Raw genomic sequence first — 13,419 nt, forward strand, 5'->3', positions numbered from 1 at the left:
TGCAGGGGCGTCCCTGGTTGGCTTCCATGTTGAGCCTGGCGCTGGGCGCCTGCTCGCTGGCACCCGCGTATCACCGGCCTGACGCGCCGATTCCCCAGCAATATCCGGGTGCTGCCGTGCAGGATGCCGCAGCGGCCCTGCCGCCTTGGCGCGACTTCTTTCGGGATGCGCGCCTGCAGGCCCTGATCGAGCTGGCTCTGAACAATAACCGCGATTTGCGCGTAGCCGTGCAGCGTGTCGAGCAGGCGCGCGCCCAGTTCGGCATTGCACAGAGCGATCGCCTGCCGACCATCGGTGTGGAAGGCACCGGGCAGGCCACGCGCCTGCCGGCCAACATGCGGAACGGCGGGCCCGATTCACCGTCCGTAGGCCGCAGCTACATCGCCGGCGTGGGGATGACGGCCTTCGAGCTGGATTTCTTCGGCCGCGTCCGCAATCTGAGCGAGGCGGCCTATCAAGAATACCTGTCCAGCGACCAGGCGCGGCGGACGGTACAGCTCAGTCTCATCGCGCAGACGGCCGAGGCGTACTTCAACCTGCGTACTTCCGAGGCCATGCACGACCTGATGGTGAAGACCCTGCAGGCGCGCCAGGGCACGCTGGACCTGGTCAAGGCGCGTTTCAATGTGGGTGTTGCCTCGGATCTGGACCTGGCTCAGGCGCAAGGGCAGGTGGACTCGGTACGGGCGGACCAGATCGCCGCCGAGCGCAGCATGGCCCAGGCCACCAACGCGCTGCAGTTGCTGCTTGGCACGCCGATCCCGCCGGACCTGCCGCCAGCGGCGCCGTTCGGACGCGAGCAACTGGTGGCGGCCCTTCCGGCGGGCCTGCCCTCGCAATTGCTGGAACGGCGGCCCGACATCATGGGCGCGGAGCATGACCTGAAAGCCGCGGATGCTCAGATCGGCGCGGCGCGAGCGGCCTTCTTCCCGCGCATCACGCTGACCGGGCTGTTGGGCTTCGCCAGCCCAGAATTGGGCGGCCTGTTTGCGAGTGGACAACGTTACTGGCAGTTTGGTCCGCAGATCCAGGCGCCGATATTCTCGGGTGGCGTCAAGGGCAGTCTGGACTTCGCCAAAGCCTCCCAGCGTATTGCGGTAGCCTCTTATGAGAAGGCCATCCAGACCGCTTTCCGGGAGGTTTCGGATGGCTTGGCGGGGGAGGCCACCTACAGCCGCCAGCTCGATGCGCTGCGCAGTACAGAGGACACGGCCTTGCGGGCGCTCAAGCTTTCGCAGGTGCGCTATGAAACCGGGGTGGACAGTTTCCTGCAGATCCAGACGGCCCAGATCACGTTGTACGGCATTCAGCAGCAGTTCATCCAGGTGGGCGCGAACGCCCTGGCCAATCGTGTCGAACTCTACAAGGCGCTCGGCGGGGGGTGGGATCCACGGGACGTGAAACAGCCAAAGGACGAGGGTTGAGATGGAACTGGGCGTCAATATCGATCACGTGGCCACCCTGCGGCAGCAGCGGTTGACCGTTTATCCGGATCCGCTGCAAGCTGCTTTGCGGGCGGAGGATGCGGGTGCCGACCTGATCACCCTGCACCTGCGGGAAGACAGGCGCCACATTCAGGAAGCTGACGTGCGGGCCATCCGCCCGGCGCTGCGCACCCGGATGAACCTGGAATGCGCCATCACGCCCGAGATGCTGGCCATCGCCTGCGATATCCGGCCCCAGGATGTATGCCTGGTGCCTGAAAAACGACAGGAGCTGACCACCGAAGGAGGGCTGGATGTGGCGGCGCACTACGATCAGGTGCGGGAGGCCGTGTCACGCCTGCGGGATGCGGGCATCCGCGTATCCCTGTTCATCGATCCGGAGGCCGCTCAGATCGAGGCCGCCGCGCGGACCGGTGCCGAAAACATAGAGCTGCATACCGGCGCTTTTGCCAACGCGCCGGATGCGGCCGGCCAGGGCGCGGAGTTGCAGCGTCTGCGCGCGGCCATCGCGCTGGGCGTGGGCCACGGTCTGCGTATCAACGCGGGACACGGGCTGCATTATGGCAATGTACAGACGATTGCCGCATTGCCCGGGATTGCCGAACTCAATATCGGCCATGCGATCGTTGCGCAGGCCGTATTCGACGGCTGGGAGTCCGCCATTCGCCGCATGAAGGCGCTGATGGTCCAAGCCGCTCGATGATTTCTGGAACGACTTCATGAATGATTTCCTGAATACCCTGTACACCCGCCGTTCCGCCAAATTCGTCCAGGCCCCGGGCCCGGATGAGGCTGAGCTGGCCCTGATCCTGCGGGCGGCTGTCTGCGCGCCCGATCACGGAGCCGTCCATCCCTGGCGCTTCAAGATCATTCGAGGAGCTGACGTCCCAGCGCTGATTGAAATCGGGGTCCAGGCGGCCCTGGACGCAGGTTCGCCGCTGCCCGATCCCAAGATTCAGAACGCGCGCAGGTGGCTCTCGCGGGTCCCCGTCGTGATCGCCATTGCCTGCGCCCCGGATCCGCGGGGACGCATCCGGGAGCAGGAGAGTCTGTTGTCGGTAGGCGCGGCCGTGATGAACATGCTGAATGCCATTCATTCGCTGGGATATTGCGGGTTCTGGAGTACCGGCATGGGGACGTACCTGGATGGCGTGGCCGATGCGCTGGGCTTCGATGTACTGGATACCCGCTTCATGGGCTATTTGTCCATTGGCACGCCTATCGACCCGTTGCCGGAAAAACAGCGCCCGGATTATCGCGAGTTCGTCTCGGAATGGCACGCAGCTCCCGTGAACAGGTGATCGGCGATGCCCTCCAGAATGGGGCATTCCGGCCGATCGTCGCCGTGGCAGTGGCCTGCCAGCTCTCGCAACGTGGCTGCCATGCGCTGCAGCGTGGCCGCCTTGTCTTCCAGCTCATCGATGTGAGCCAGCGCCAGACGTTTGACTTCAGCGCTGGCGCGACTCCGATTCCGCCACAGATCGGTCAGTTCCGCGATCTGCTTCAGTGAGAATCCCAGCTCCCGAGCGCTGCGGATGAAATTCAGCGAGTGGAGATCCTGTCCATCGTATTGACGGTAACCCGCCGTGCTGCGGGCATGCGGTTCGAACAGGCCCTGTTGCTCGTAGTAGCGGATCATCTTGGGAGTCAGGCTGGTGCGGGCAGCCACCTCGCCGATGTTCAACAGGCTATGGGCAGCCCGTGCGGCCGGCGCCAGCCGGTGCGGGGCACGGTACGAACTCTGATTCTCAGGCATGAGAGCCCTCCAGCCGCAGCCATTTCAGGCGCAGCGCGTTGGTGACGACAAAGACGCTGGACAGTGCCATGGCGCCGGCGCCCAGCATGGGCGAGAGCTGCAGGCCCGTCCAGGGGTAGAACACGCCGGCGGCCACGGGGATCAGTGCAGCGTTGTAGGCAAAGGCCCAAAACAGGTTCTGGCTGATGTTGCGCAGCGTCAGCCGGGACAGCGCTACCGTGCGGGCCACCGAGTTCAGGTCCTCGTTCATCAGCACCACGTCGGCAGATTCGATGGCGACGTCCGTTCCCTGACCGATGGCGATGCCCACGTCGGCGGTCGCCAGTGCCGGGGCATCGTTGATGCCGTCGCCGACGAAGGCGAGCGGTCCGATCTCGCGCTGCAGGGATTGCAGGATGGCCGCCTTATGTGCCGGCAGGGTCTGTGCATGCACGACGGCTATGCCCAGTCGATCGGCGACTGCGCGAGCCGTGGCCTGATGATCGCCCGTGATCAAGGCCGTCTTCAGTCCCATGGCATGCAATCGGGCGATGGCCCGACCGGCGCTGGGACGCAATGTGTCGGCCACGGACAGGATGCCGGCCAGCTCGCCGTCCCTGGCCGCCAGGAAGACTGTTTTGCCCTGGCTGGCCAGATCCCGCAGGCGAGAGGATACTGGGGGGGCCACGGGTACCTCGTGGTCGCGCATCAGGGTTTCGTTGCCCAGCAGCCACTCATGATTCTCGACACGGCCCCGCACGCCGGCACCGGTGAGCGTTGTGAAAGCCTCGACCGGCATCAGTGCCAGATCCTCGGCATTCGCGGCTTCCAGGATGGCCCGTGCGATGGGGTGCTCGGACGCGCTCTGTACCGAAGCAACCGCCGTCAGCAAAGCCGAACGGGTCAAACCATCCAGCGGCAGGACGTCACTGAGCGCCGGGTGCCCCTGCGTCAGCGTGCCGGTCTTGTCGAATGCGATCACCCGGGCATTGCGCAGGCGCTGCAGCGCGTCGCCTTCACGAAAGATGATGCCCAGTCCTGCCGCCCGTCCCGTCGCCACCATGATCGAGATCGGTGTGGCCAGACCCATGGCGCAGGGGCATGCGATGATGAGAACGGCCACGCCCGCGACCAGCGCGTGCGTCAGCCAGGGTTCCGGCCCCCAGAGCGCCCACCCCAGAAAGGCCAGCACCGCCAGCGCCATGACGGCCGGCACGAACCAGCCCGTGACGCGGTCCACCAGTTGCTGGATTGGCAGCTTTGCGCCCTGCGCCTGCTCTACCATGCGGATGATGTGCGCCAGCACCGTGTCGGCGCCGACCTGTGTTGCGCGCATGATGAGGCTCCCGCGCGTGTTCAGCGTGCCGCCGATCAGGCGGTCCGCCGAGCGTCGGGTGACCGGCATGGGCTCGCCGGTGATCATGGATTCGTCCACCCATGATTCGCCGTCGACGACGGTGCCATCCACCGGGATCTTCTCGCCGGGACGGACGCGCAGCTCATCGTCCACGGCGAGTGCCGCAAGGGGTTGCTCCGACCAGTCGCCATCGCGGCGCACCCATGCGGTGCGGGGCTGCAGGTCCAGCAGATGGCGGATGGCCGTTCCGGCGCGCCCTCTGGCTCGCGCCTCCAGCCAGCGGCCCAGCAGAATCAGGGTCGCCACGACCGCGGCGGCTTCAAAGTATAAATGGCGAGACTGGGCGGGAAACAGGGCGGGGGCCAGCAGCACCAGTGTCGAATACAGCCAGGCGCTGCCGGCACCCAATGCCACCAGCGTGTTCATGTCCGGTCCCAGGTGCCGTAGCGCCTTGAAGCCTCGTGTAAAGAATTCGCGCCCCGGCCCGGCCAGCGTCGCGGTCGCCAGCACGAACTCCAGCCAAGCCAGCGCCCGGCTGTCCAGCACTGACAGAATTCCGTGGTGCAGGGAAGGGCTCAGGTGACCGCCCATTTCAACCAGGAAGATGGGCAGTGTCAGCAACAGAGAAAGCGCGAAGCGCCGGCCGGCTGCCTGATATTCATCGCCCGCAGCTGTGTGCGCCAGGTGTTGTGGCGCGCGCACTTGGGCCTGGTAGCCGCGTTTCTGGACGGCCGCGATCAGGGCATGAGGGTCGGCACCGTCAGCCGTCAGCGTGACATGCGCGCTGCGCGTCGCCAGATTGACATTGGCCTGGGCGACGCCGGGGACTTTCGCCAGCGCCGTTTCGACGCGGCGGACGCAGGAGGCGCACGTCATGCCTTCGACATCCAGATCGAGCGTAGAGAGGGTGGGCAAGGCGGACATGGAGACTCCCGTTCCTGACAATGAGTGTAGGATCGGGCTTGACATCATGGCAAGGTCAAGCGGCTGATTTCCCAACCCGCCGCTTGAGCCTTCCTCCAGGCCAAGGTTTAACATGCAAGACGTTCCTTTTCGAAAGGCCATAGCCATGAAAACCGAATTCATCGTGTCCGACATGACCTGCAACCACTGCGTGCAGACCATTACCCGCGCCGTTCAGGCCGTGTCGCCGAGCGCGAAGGTCGCGGCGGATCTGGCTGCTCATCGCGTCAGCATCGAGTCCGAGATGGAGGCGACCCTCCTGCAGGCGGCGATTGCCGACGAGGGCTACGATGTGCAACCCGCCTGAGGGGAGGCCGTCATGTCTCAGATAATCGATTGCGACGTGGCGATCGTGGGGGCGGGATCAGCGGGTTTGCCGGCTTACCGGGCCGTCCGGGATGCGGGGCTGAAGCCTCTTCTGATTGAAGGCGGCCCGCATGGGACCATGTGTGCCCGGGTGGGCTGCATGCCGTCCAAGCTGCTGATCGCCGCTGCGGACGCGGCGGCTGCAGTTCGCCGTGCGCCGGATTTTGGCGTGCGCGTGCCTGGCGCGCCCGTGGTCGATGGGGTGGCCGTGATGGACCGCGTCCGCCGCGAGCGCGACCGCTTTGTCGGTTTCGTGGTGGATGATGTCAACGCCATGCCTGCCGAACACCGCCTGGATGCGAAGGTGGAGTTCCAGCGTGATGGGGTGCTGCAAAGCAACCAGGGACACGAAATTCACGCCTCGCGCATCGTCCTGGCGATCGGGACCCAGCCGGTCGTGCCCGACACCTATCGACCGTTGGGCGACCTTGTTGTCGTCAATGATGATATCTTCGACTGGCGGGACCTGCCACGCAGCGTGCTGGTGGTGGGAGCGGGAGTCGTCGGCATCGAGCTGGGATTGGCCTTGGCGCGTCTGGGCGTCCGCGTCCGGGTATTGAGCCGTTCGGACAGTTTCGCCCACCTCGGCGACCCCGCCGTGCGGCAGAGCGCTGTGAGCCTGCTCGCCCCCGAACTCAATCTCGTCCAGAGCGCCGAGGTCACGACCATTCAGCGCGATGGCGATCAGGCGTTGATGGGCTGGACGGTGGGGAAGGCCCCCGAAACTCGCGAACGTTTCGACAAGGTTCTGCTCACGGTCGGGCGGCGGCCGGATCTGGCATCCCTGCATCTGGAGCGCACTCATATGCCGCTGGATGAGCATGGGCGGCCCATCGTCGATCCGGCGACCCTGCAGGTGCGCGGTCAGCCGGTATTCCTGGCCGGTGACGTGACGGGCCGGCACCCCATCCAGCATGAGGCCTCAGACGACGGCCGTCTCGCGGGGCGTAATGCAGCCGCGTGGCCGGACGTCCAGGCGCCGCCACGCCGCGCAGCGATTGCCGTGCTCTTCAGCAACCCCCAGATCATGCAGGTAGGGGGCGGCTTTGCGGCATTCGACCCCGACACGATGGCGATCGGGGAGGTCGATTGGACTCGCCAGGGCCGCTCGCGGGTGATGCTCCGCAATCAGGGGTTGCTGCACGTTTACATGCGCCGCTCCGATCAGCGCTTCATGGGGGCCGAGATGGTGGGACCGGATGCCGAGCACGTTGCACATCTGCTGGCCTGGGCACTGCAGATGGAATTGACCGTGCCGCAGATGCTGCGCATGCCGTTTTACCATCCCACCATTGAAGAGGGGGTGCGGACGGCGTTGCGCGAGGCGGTGAAACAAGGCGAGTAGCTCGAGGGCATCAATGCAGCAGCGGCCGGATGGCCGCCAGCAGATCGGCCTGGGACTCGCTGTCTGGCGCCAGCCAGGCGGCGTGACCCTGTGCGTCGAAGCCAAAGATGCCTCGGCTGTGGGAGACTTCGTAAGGCGCTCCGGGCGCGGATGACGTGGGCTTGCCGATCTGGTAGGCGACGCGATAGCGCCGCGCCAGCGCCGCGATGGCGTGTTCGTCACCGGTGAGCCCGATGGCGTGCGGGTCGAACTGGTCCACATAACGTTGCAGGATGTCCGGCGTATCGCGATGGGGATCCACGCTCACGAACAGGATGCGGACCTGGTCGCCCTTGGGGCCGAGCGCCTGCCGCACTTGCGCCAGCTGAGCCATGGTAGTCGGACAGATGTCCGGGCAACTGGCGTAGCCGAAAAACATGAGCACGACCTTGCCGGCAAAAGCCTGCTGCGTGACCGTGACCCCGCCTGCTCCCTGCAGCGTGAATTTCAGGTCGGGAAGGAATCCCCGGACGGGGTGCACTGCGGCCATGGCCATCGTCAAACCGCCCAGCCATAGGCACAGTATCAGGAAGCTGCGCCGCACGAGGCGCCGAGCCTTGGAATCGCGGCGCATCATCATGCCTCCACGAGGCCGCTGTGGCGCAGCAGTGCGTCGATGGTGGGCGGCCGTCCGCGGAAGGCTTCGAATGAATCTTCGGCCGGCCGTGATCCGCCTACCGCGATGATCTCGTCCAGGTAGCGGTGGCAGGTATCCGGATCGAACACATCCCGAGTGCCATCCGCCGTCGGACGTGCGCGTTCCTCGAAGGCGGCAAATGCATCGGACGACAGCACTTCCGCCCACTTGTAGCTGTAATAACCCGCACCGTAGCCGCCTGCGAACAGGTGGGAGAATGCATGCGGGAACCGGTGCCATGCGGGCGGCACCAGCAGGGCGACTTCGCGGCGGACCTGGTCCAGGGTGTCCAGGACGGCACTGATGGAGAGGCCCTTCGATTGCGTGTGGATCAGCATGTCGAAGAGGGCGAATTCGACCTGCCGCAGCGTCTGCAGGCCGCTTTGAAAGTTGCGTGCCGCCATCATCTTGTCGTAGAGCGCGCGCGGCAGGGATTCACCGGTGTCCACGTGGTGGGTCAGTGACTTCAGGACACCCCACTCCCAGCAGAAGTTCTCCATGAACTGCGAAGGCATTTCGATCGCGTCCCATTCCACGGCTGCAAAGGCTGCAGCTCCGGGCTCGTCCACACGCGACAGGAGCGTGTGCATGGCGTGGCCACTTTCATGGAAGAGCGTGATGACTTCGTCGTGCGACAGCAGTGCTTCCTGACCATTCTGAGGCGCCGCGAAATTGCAGGTCAGCCACGCCAGCGGAATGTGCAGTTCTGGGCCGTGACGTCGCCGGCTTCGTTCGCTGTCCACCCAGGCGCCGCCCTGCTTGCCGGGGCGCGCGTACAGATCCATGCCGAGCCGGCCCAATTCGCGGCCCTGCGCATCGAGCACCCGGTAAATGCGCGCATCCGCGTGCCAGGCGACTGCGTCGCAGGGCTGCAGATGCACGCCGAACAGCGTGTGGATGACGTGGAACAGGCCCTTCAGGACATGGGATTCCGTAAAGTAAGGCCGCAGTTCCTCGTCCGAATAGGCGTAGCGGTCTTCACGCAGGCGTTCCGACGCGTAGGCCACGTCCCAGGGCTCCAGCGTTTCCAGTCCCAGTTTCGACGCGGCAAACGTACGCAGCTCTTCCAGGTCGCGCTGCGCGCTGGGGCGCGCTTTGGCGGCCAGCTCGTGCAGGAAGCCCAGTACCTGCGGTGCGTCGTGCGCCATCCGGGTCTCGAGCCGCAGCGCCGCGAAGTCTTCGTAGCCGAGCAGCGAAGCTTCCTCGGCGCGCAAGGCCAGCAGCGATTCGATGGCTTCCGAATTGTCGAAGGCGGAGTCCCCTTGATCCGAGGCTCGCGTACCGTAGGCGCGGTACAGCGTCTGGCGCAGTTCGCGGTCATGAGCATACTGCATCACAGGCAGGTAGCACGGCATGTGCAGGGTCAGCTTCCAGCCGTCCTCGCCGGCGGTCTGAGCGGCCTTGCGGGCCGCGGCGACGACGTTGGCCGGCAGCCCTTGGAGTCTTGCTTCGTCCTGAATGAGAAGCGTCCAGCCGTCGGTCGCGTCCATGACGTTTTCCGAGAACTTCTGGGAGACCTGAGCCTGCAGATCGGCGTTGCGCGCATAGGTGTCGCGCGCAGGACCCTCGAGCTCCACGCCGCTCAAGCGGAAGTCGCGCAACGCCAGATCGACGATGTGGCGCCGGGTGGGGGTCAAATCGGGGTAGAGGGGCCCGGCCGCCAGCGCCCGGTAGCGTTCGTAGAGCCCGCGATGCAGCCCCACCCAGGTGGAAAATTCGCTCATGAGCGGCAGGCAGGCGTTGTAGGCCGCCCGCAGCTCGGGTGTGTTGACCACCGCGTTGAGGTGACCGGCGATGGCCCAGGCACGGTGCAACCGCTCCGAGGGATCCTCGATGGCCTCCACCAGATTCTCCCAGGTCGGGGCGTCGGTGCGGCTACCGGCGGCCTCGACGGCGCCGCGCGTGGCAGCGATCAGCTCGGGGATGGCCGCCTCGATGTGACTGGGGCGAACCGCCGAGTATTCCACGTACGCCTCGGCCGGGACGAGGAGGGGATTGCCGGCATTCAGTGTTGGAGTCATGCGCCACCAGATGGGGGCGAACCCCCGAATTTCAATACGGAGCTTTCGATCAGGCGCCGGGCCGATCAGGCGGCGGGCGTCCGTTCGGCCGCCTCCAGGGTATTCATGAGCAGCATTGCGATGGTCATCGGGCCCACACCGCCAGGCACCGGAGTAATGGCCGATGCGACCTTTGCCGCGGAAGGAAAGTCCACGTCGCCCACGAGTTTGCCCGAAGCCAGGCGGTTGATGCCCACGTCGATGACGACAGCACCCGGTTTGACCATGTCGCCCGTGACGATTCCGGGCTTGCCTGTGGCGACCACCAGGACGTCGGCGCGCCGGGTTTGCGCCCCCAGGTCGCGGGTCTTGGAGTTGCACAGGGTCACGGTCGCACCGGCGGCCAGCAGCAGCATGGCCATGGGTTTGCCGACAATGTTGCTGGCGCCCACGATCACGGCCTCCGCGCCCCGCAGGGCGACGCCTTCTGATTCCAGCATCTTCATGATGCCGTAGGGCGTGCAAGGCCGGAACCGGGGGCGTCCGGTCATCAGCAGTCCGGCGTTGCTGACGTGGAAGCCGTCCACATCCTTGTCGGGTGAAATCGCCTCGATCACCGAGCCCGTATCGATGTGGCCGGGCAGCGGCAGCTGCACCAGGATTCCGTGAATCGCCGGATCGTTGTTCAGGGCGTCGATGACGTCGAGCAATTCGTCCTCGGCGGTGTCGGTTCCCATTGGAATGATGCGCGACAGCATGCCCGCGGCTTCGCAAGCCGCAGCCTTGTTGCGGACGTAGATCTGGGAGGCAGGGTCTTCTCCGACCAGCACCACGACCAGGCCCGGCGTGATGTTCCTGGACTTCAGCCGTTGGACGCGCTCGGCGATCTCGGTGCGGACCTTTGCGGAAAGAATCTTGCCGTCAATGATGTGGGCGGCCATGTCAGGCTTCCTCGGCACGTGTGAGCGCGATCTTCATCAGGTCCGCTACCGTGGTGACCTCCAGCTTCTCCATGATGTTGGCGCGGTGGGCCTCCACTGTCTTGATGCTGATGTTCAGATCGCCCGCGATCTGCTTGTTCAGACGGCCGGCCACGATGCGTTCCAGCACTTGCTGCTCGCGCGCCGTCAGGCGGCTGAGCACGGCCTGCTGGTCGCGCTGCATCTGCGCCTCGTGCACGCGCTCGTAGGCCTCATTCAGCATTCCGGCCACGATATTGCGCAGGTCGGCCTCATTGAAAGGCTTTTCCAGGAAGTCCACGGCACCCTTTTTCATGGTGGAGACCGCCATGGGAACATCTCCGTGGCCGGTGATGAACACGATGGGCAATGGCGCCTTGCGGGCAATCAAGGTTTCCTGCAATTCGAGCCCGCTCATACCCGGCATGCGCACGTCGGCGATGAGCACGCCCACCTGGTCGGAGTCATACGCGGACAGGAATTCCTCGGCACCGGCGTAGCTGCGGACGGTGTAGCCGTTGGCCTCGAGCAGCCAGCGCAGCGAGTCGCGGACGGCTTCGTCGTCGTCGACGATGTAGATCATGCTGGAAGCTTGATGATCGATCATGCGGTGTGTACCTCCGTAAGTTCTTGGGACTGCGCGTCAGGCACGGCCTTGGGCAGCGTGAAACGAAAGATGGTGCCACCTTCGGGGTTGGCACTGGCCCACAGGCGCCCGTGGTGCGATTCAATGATCGTACGACAGATGTTCAGCCCCATCCCCAGCCCTTCGGACTTGGTGCTGTAGAACGGCTCGAACAACCGGTCCGGATTGCGCAGACCGTGGCCCCGGTCGACGACCTCGATCTCGACCTGCGGATCCTGGTCCACGATCCTGACGTGCAGCGTACGGTATTCGCTGTGCTCCATGGCCTCGACGCCGTTCTTCAGAAGGTTGAGCAATACCTGTTCGATGAGGATGGGGTCGGCGAGCACCGCCGGCATAGGATCGGGCACATCCAGCGCAATATCGATCTGGCGCTTGCGAGCATCGATGTCCGCAAAGCCTACGGCGTTTTCCACGATCCGTGCGAGCCCGACCGCTTGGCGGCGCGGTTCGCTGCGTTTGACGAATTCCCGGATGCGGCTGATGATCTTCCCGGCGCGCTCGGCCTGCCGGGAGGCTTTCTCCAGCGCCTGCAACAGGGACTCCATGGGCGCCTTGCCCGACTTGAGCATGGCCACTGCCGCCATGTTGTAGTTGCTGATGGCTGTCAGCGGCTGGTTCAGTTCGTGAGCGAGCGACGAAGCCATCTCGCCCATGGTGGTCAGGCGGCTTGTGAGTTGCGCCTTCTCCTGCTGGACACGGGATTCTTCCTCATGGCGCCGGCGTTCGGTGATGTCGCGGGCAACCTGAAGCCGCACGCGCCGCGAATCCGTCCATGCCAGCATCCGGTGGTGGACCTCGAACCAGCGCTGTGCCGACGGCGAAAAGATTTCCATGGTCTCGTCGGTAAAGCGTCCCAGGCGGCCGCCCAGCAGCTCGGCGTGACCGTTGGTCTGGGCACCGAACAGACGCCGGTAGGTGCGGTTGGCGAACAGCAGCTCCAGTCCTTCGGGAGTGTCCGCGACCACCGAAATTGCGTCATCGAGGCCTTCGAGCACGGTCATGAACCGTTCGTGCGCGGCGGTCAGCGCTTCGCGGATGCGCTTGGGCTCCGTGATGTCGGTCATGGACGTCATCCAGCCGATCTGCTCGCCCTTGGGGTCGCGCAGCGGCGATACATACATCCGCGCGGTGAATCGGGAGCCGTCCCGGCGCTGGGCCTCGATTTCCAGCCCGCTGCTGGGAGTGCGTCCCGACAGAAGCTGAGCCAGGGTCTCGCGGTGGTGGTCATGGCGGCCCGGCAACCAGTAGGGGAAGGGAGCAGTGCGTCCGATCAGGTCGGCCTCGTTCCAGCCAATCATGCGGCAGAAGGCGGGATTCACATAGGCGATACGGCCCTGCATGTCGAAGACCCGCATTCCGGTGGACATGGAGTTTTCCATGGCGCGCCTGAACCCGGTCTCGGCGAGCAGTGCGGCTTCCGCCTGGGTGCGAAACCGGGTGTACCGCCAGAGAGCCAGCAAACTGAATACAATGACCAGCGACAAGGCGAACACGACCATCATCAGCCGCTGCTGACGGGTCTCCTGGTCGATCGTGACAAACATCACGCTGTCGCTCTGCAGGCGCTGCAGCCAGATGAAAGCCCCCATGACGCAGAGATACAGCACCAGGACGATGGCCGGCGTCAACCAGTACAGACCGCGGCGGCTATGGCGGGCATGCTCATAGAACGTCGTTGGAATCAGGGACTTGCGGTTGGGAGTTGCCATAGACGGGAGGATATCGCGATCTGGCCATTTTAGACGCGAATGTAGAGGTCAATTTTTCACATAGTAAAAATACAGTTCACAGAATGAAATTTTGCTTGTGCTCCCGGGCGGGACTTACCTAGAATGTCGGCAGTCGCCGGCGCCCGGGGATATCCGGGTTTCTGAATGCACGGCTCAGTCACAGGCGGGACACTCGACGGTCCTGCCCCCCGAAT

At 64.9% G+C, this 13,419-nt stretch carries 12 protein-coding genes; 5 read left to right on the forward strand and 7 right to left on the reverse strand.

The window, feature by feature from the left end:
* Window positions 1-26 precede the first annotated feature (26 nt).
* From ACVCMJ_RS03050 to ACVCMJ_RS03060, 3 genes are read left to right on the forward strand one after another with little or no spacing between them, the layout of a single operon-like run.
* Window positions 27-1,424: an efflux transporter outer membrane subunit gene (locus ACVCMJ_RS03050; RefSeq protein WP_447082649.1), complete on the forward strand. Its 1,398-nt coding sequence runs from the start codon at window positions 27-29 to the stop codon at window positions 1,422-1,424.
* 1 nt (window position 1,425) lies between these two features.
* Complete coding sequence (pdxJ, locus tag ACVCMJ_RS03055; protein WP_447079988.1) at window positions 1,426-2,148, forward strand: pyridoxine 5'-phosphate synthase; 723 nt, start codon at window positions 1,426-1,428, stop codon at window positions 2,146-2,148.
* Window positions 2,149-2,164: 16 nt separating this feature from the next.
* Entirely contained in the window at window positions 2,165-2,746 is a 582-nt protein-coding gene (locus tag ACVCMJ_RS03060) for a nitroreductase family protein (protein WP_447079989.1), read from the forward strand.
* Here the strand turns inward: ACVCMJ_RS03060 and cueR are convergent.
* Complete coding sequence (cueR, locus tag ACVCMJ_RS03065; protein WP_447082650.1) at window positions 2,698-3,129, reverse strand: Cu(I)-responsive transcriptional regulator; 432 nt, start codon at window positions 3,127-3,129, stop codon at window positions 2,698-2,700. The genes ACVCMJ_RS03060 and cueR overlap by 49 nt on opposite strands.
* A gap of 64 nt (window positions 3,130-3,193) precedes the next feature.
* A complete protein-coding gene (locus ACVCMJ_RS03070; protein WP_447079990.1) occupies window positions 3,194-5,461 on the reverse strand; it encodes a heavy metal translocating P-type ATPase in 2,268 nt (755 codons plus the stop codon).
* A gap of 145 nt (window positions 5,462-5,606) precedes the next feature.
* Between ACVCMJ_RS03070 and ACVCMJ_RS03075 the strand changes: the two genes are divergently transcribed.
* On the forward strand, window positions 5,607-5,807 hold the full coding sequence (locus tag ACVCMJ_RS03075) for a heavy-metal-associated domain-containing protein (RefSeq protein WP_447079991.1): 201 nt from the start codon (window positions 5,607-5,609) through the stop codon (window positions 5,805-5,807).
* A 12-nt stretch (window positions 5,808-5,819) separates the two neighbouring features.
* Window positions 5,820-7,211 carry a dihydrolipoyl dehydrogenase gene (locus tag ACVCMJ_RS03080; protein ID WP_447079992.1) on the forward strand — a complete coding sequence of 464 codons (1,392 nt, stop codon included), beginning with the start codon at window positions 5,820-5,822 and terminating at the stop codon, window positions 7,209-7,211.
* A gap of 10 nt (window positions 7,212-7,221) precedes the next feature.
* Here the strand turns inward: ACVCMJ_RS03080 and ACVCMJ_RS03085 are convergent, their stop codons facing one another.
* The 5 genes from ACVCMJ_RS03085 to ACVCMJ_RS03105 all read right to left on the reverse strand — a co-directional run bounded on the left by ACVCMJ_RS03085 (window position 7,222) and on the right by ACVCMJ_RS03105 (window position 13,204).
* On the reverse strand, window positions 7,222-7,824 hold the full coding sequence (locus ACVCMJ_RS03085; protein ID WP_447082651.1) for an SCO family protein: 603 nt from the start codon (window positions 7,822-7,824) through the stop codon (window positions 7,222-7,224).
* Window positions 7,825-7,826: 2 nt separating this feature from the next.
* Window positions 7,827-9,908, reverse strand: coding sequence for a M3 family metallopeptidase (locus ACVCMJ_RS03090; RefSeq protein ID WP_447079993.1), 2,082 nt, complete (start codon window positions 9,906-9,908; stop codon window positions 7,827-7,829).
* A 65-nt stretch (window positions 9,909-9,973) separates the two neighbouring features.
* Window positions 9,974-10,828, reverse strand: coding sequence for a bifunctional methylenetetrahydrofolate dehydrogenase/methenyltetrahydrofolate cyclohydrolase FolD (folD, locus tag ACVCMJ_RS03095; RefSeq protein ID WP_447079994.1), 855 nt, complete (start codon window positions 10,826-10,828; stop codon window positions 9,974-9,976).
* Between the two features lies 1 nt (window position 10,829).
* Window positions 10,830-11,453 carry a response regulator transcription factor gene (locus tag ACVCMJ_RS03100; RefSeq protein ID WP_447079995.1) on the reverse strand — a complete coding sequence of 208 codons (624 nt, stop codon included), beginning with the start codon at window positions 11,451-11,453 and terminating at the stop codon, window positions 10,830-10,832.
* Window positions 11,450-13,204, reverse strand: a complete 1,755-nt coding sequence (locus ACVCMJ_RS03105; RefSeq protein WP_447079996.1) for a PAS domain-containing sensor histidine kinase — start codon at window positions 13,202-13,204, stop codon at window positions 11,450-11,452. The genes ACVCMJ_RS03100 and ACVCMJ_RS03105 overlap by 4 nt, the downstream gene beginning before the upstream one ends.
* Window positions 13,205-13,419 lie beyond the last annotated feature (215 nt).

Source organism: Castellaniella sp. UC4447_H14 (assembly GCF_052978285.1).

Excerpts from the sequence above, each read along its gene's own strand:
- ACVCMJ_RS03050 (WP_447082649.1), top strand. The coding sequence starts at position 27 with ATGTTGAGCCTGGCGCTGGGCGCCTGCTCGCTGGCACCCGCGTATCAC.
- pdxJ (WP_447079988.1), top strand. The coding sequence starts at position 1,426 with ATGGAACTGGGCGTCAATATCGATCACGTGGCCACCCTGCGGCAGCAG.
- ACVCMJ_RS03060 (WP_447079989.1), top strand. The coding sequence starts at position 2,165 with ATGAATGATTTCCTGAATACCCTGTACACCCGCCGTTCCGCCAAATTC.
- ACVCMJ_RS03070 (WP_447079990.1), bottom strand. The coding sequence starts at position 5,461 with ATGTCCGCCTTGCCCACCCTCTCTACGCTCGATCTGGATGTCGAAGGC.
- ACVCMJ_RS03075 (WP_447079991.1), top strand. The coding sequence starts at position 5,607 with ATGAAAACCGAATTCATCGTGTCCGACATGACCTGCAACCACTGCGTG.
- ACVCMJ_RS03080 (WP_447079992.1), top strand. The coding sequence starts at position 5,820 with ATGTCTCAGATAATCGATTGCGACGTGGCGATCGTGGGGGCGGGATCA.
- ACVCMJ_RS03085 (WP_447082651.1), bottom strand. The coding sequence starts at position 7,824 with ATGCGCCGCGATTCCAAGGCTCGGCGCCTCGTGCGGCGCAGCTTCCTG.
- ACVCMJ_RS03090 (WP_447079993.1), bottom strand. The coding sequence starts at position 9,908 with ATGACTCCAACACTGAATGCCGGCAATCCCCTCCTCGTCCCGGCCGAG.
- folD (WP_447079994.1), bottom strand. The coding sequence starts at position 10,828 with ATGGCCGCCCACATCATTGACGGCAAGATTCTTTCCGCAAAGGTCCGC.
- ACVCMJ_RS03100 (WP_447079995.1), bottom strand. The coding sequence starts at position 11,453 with ATGATCGATCATCAAGCTTCCAGCATGATCTACATCGTCGACGACGAC.
- ACVCMJ_RS03105 (WP_447079996.1), bottom strand. The coding sequence starts at position 13,204 with ATGGCAACTCCCAACCGCAAGTCCCTGATTCCAACGACGTTCTATGAG.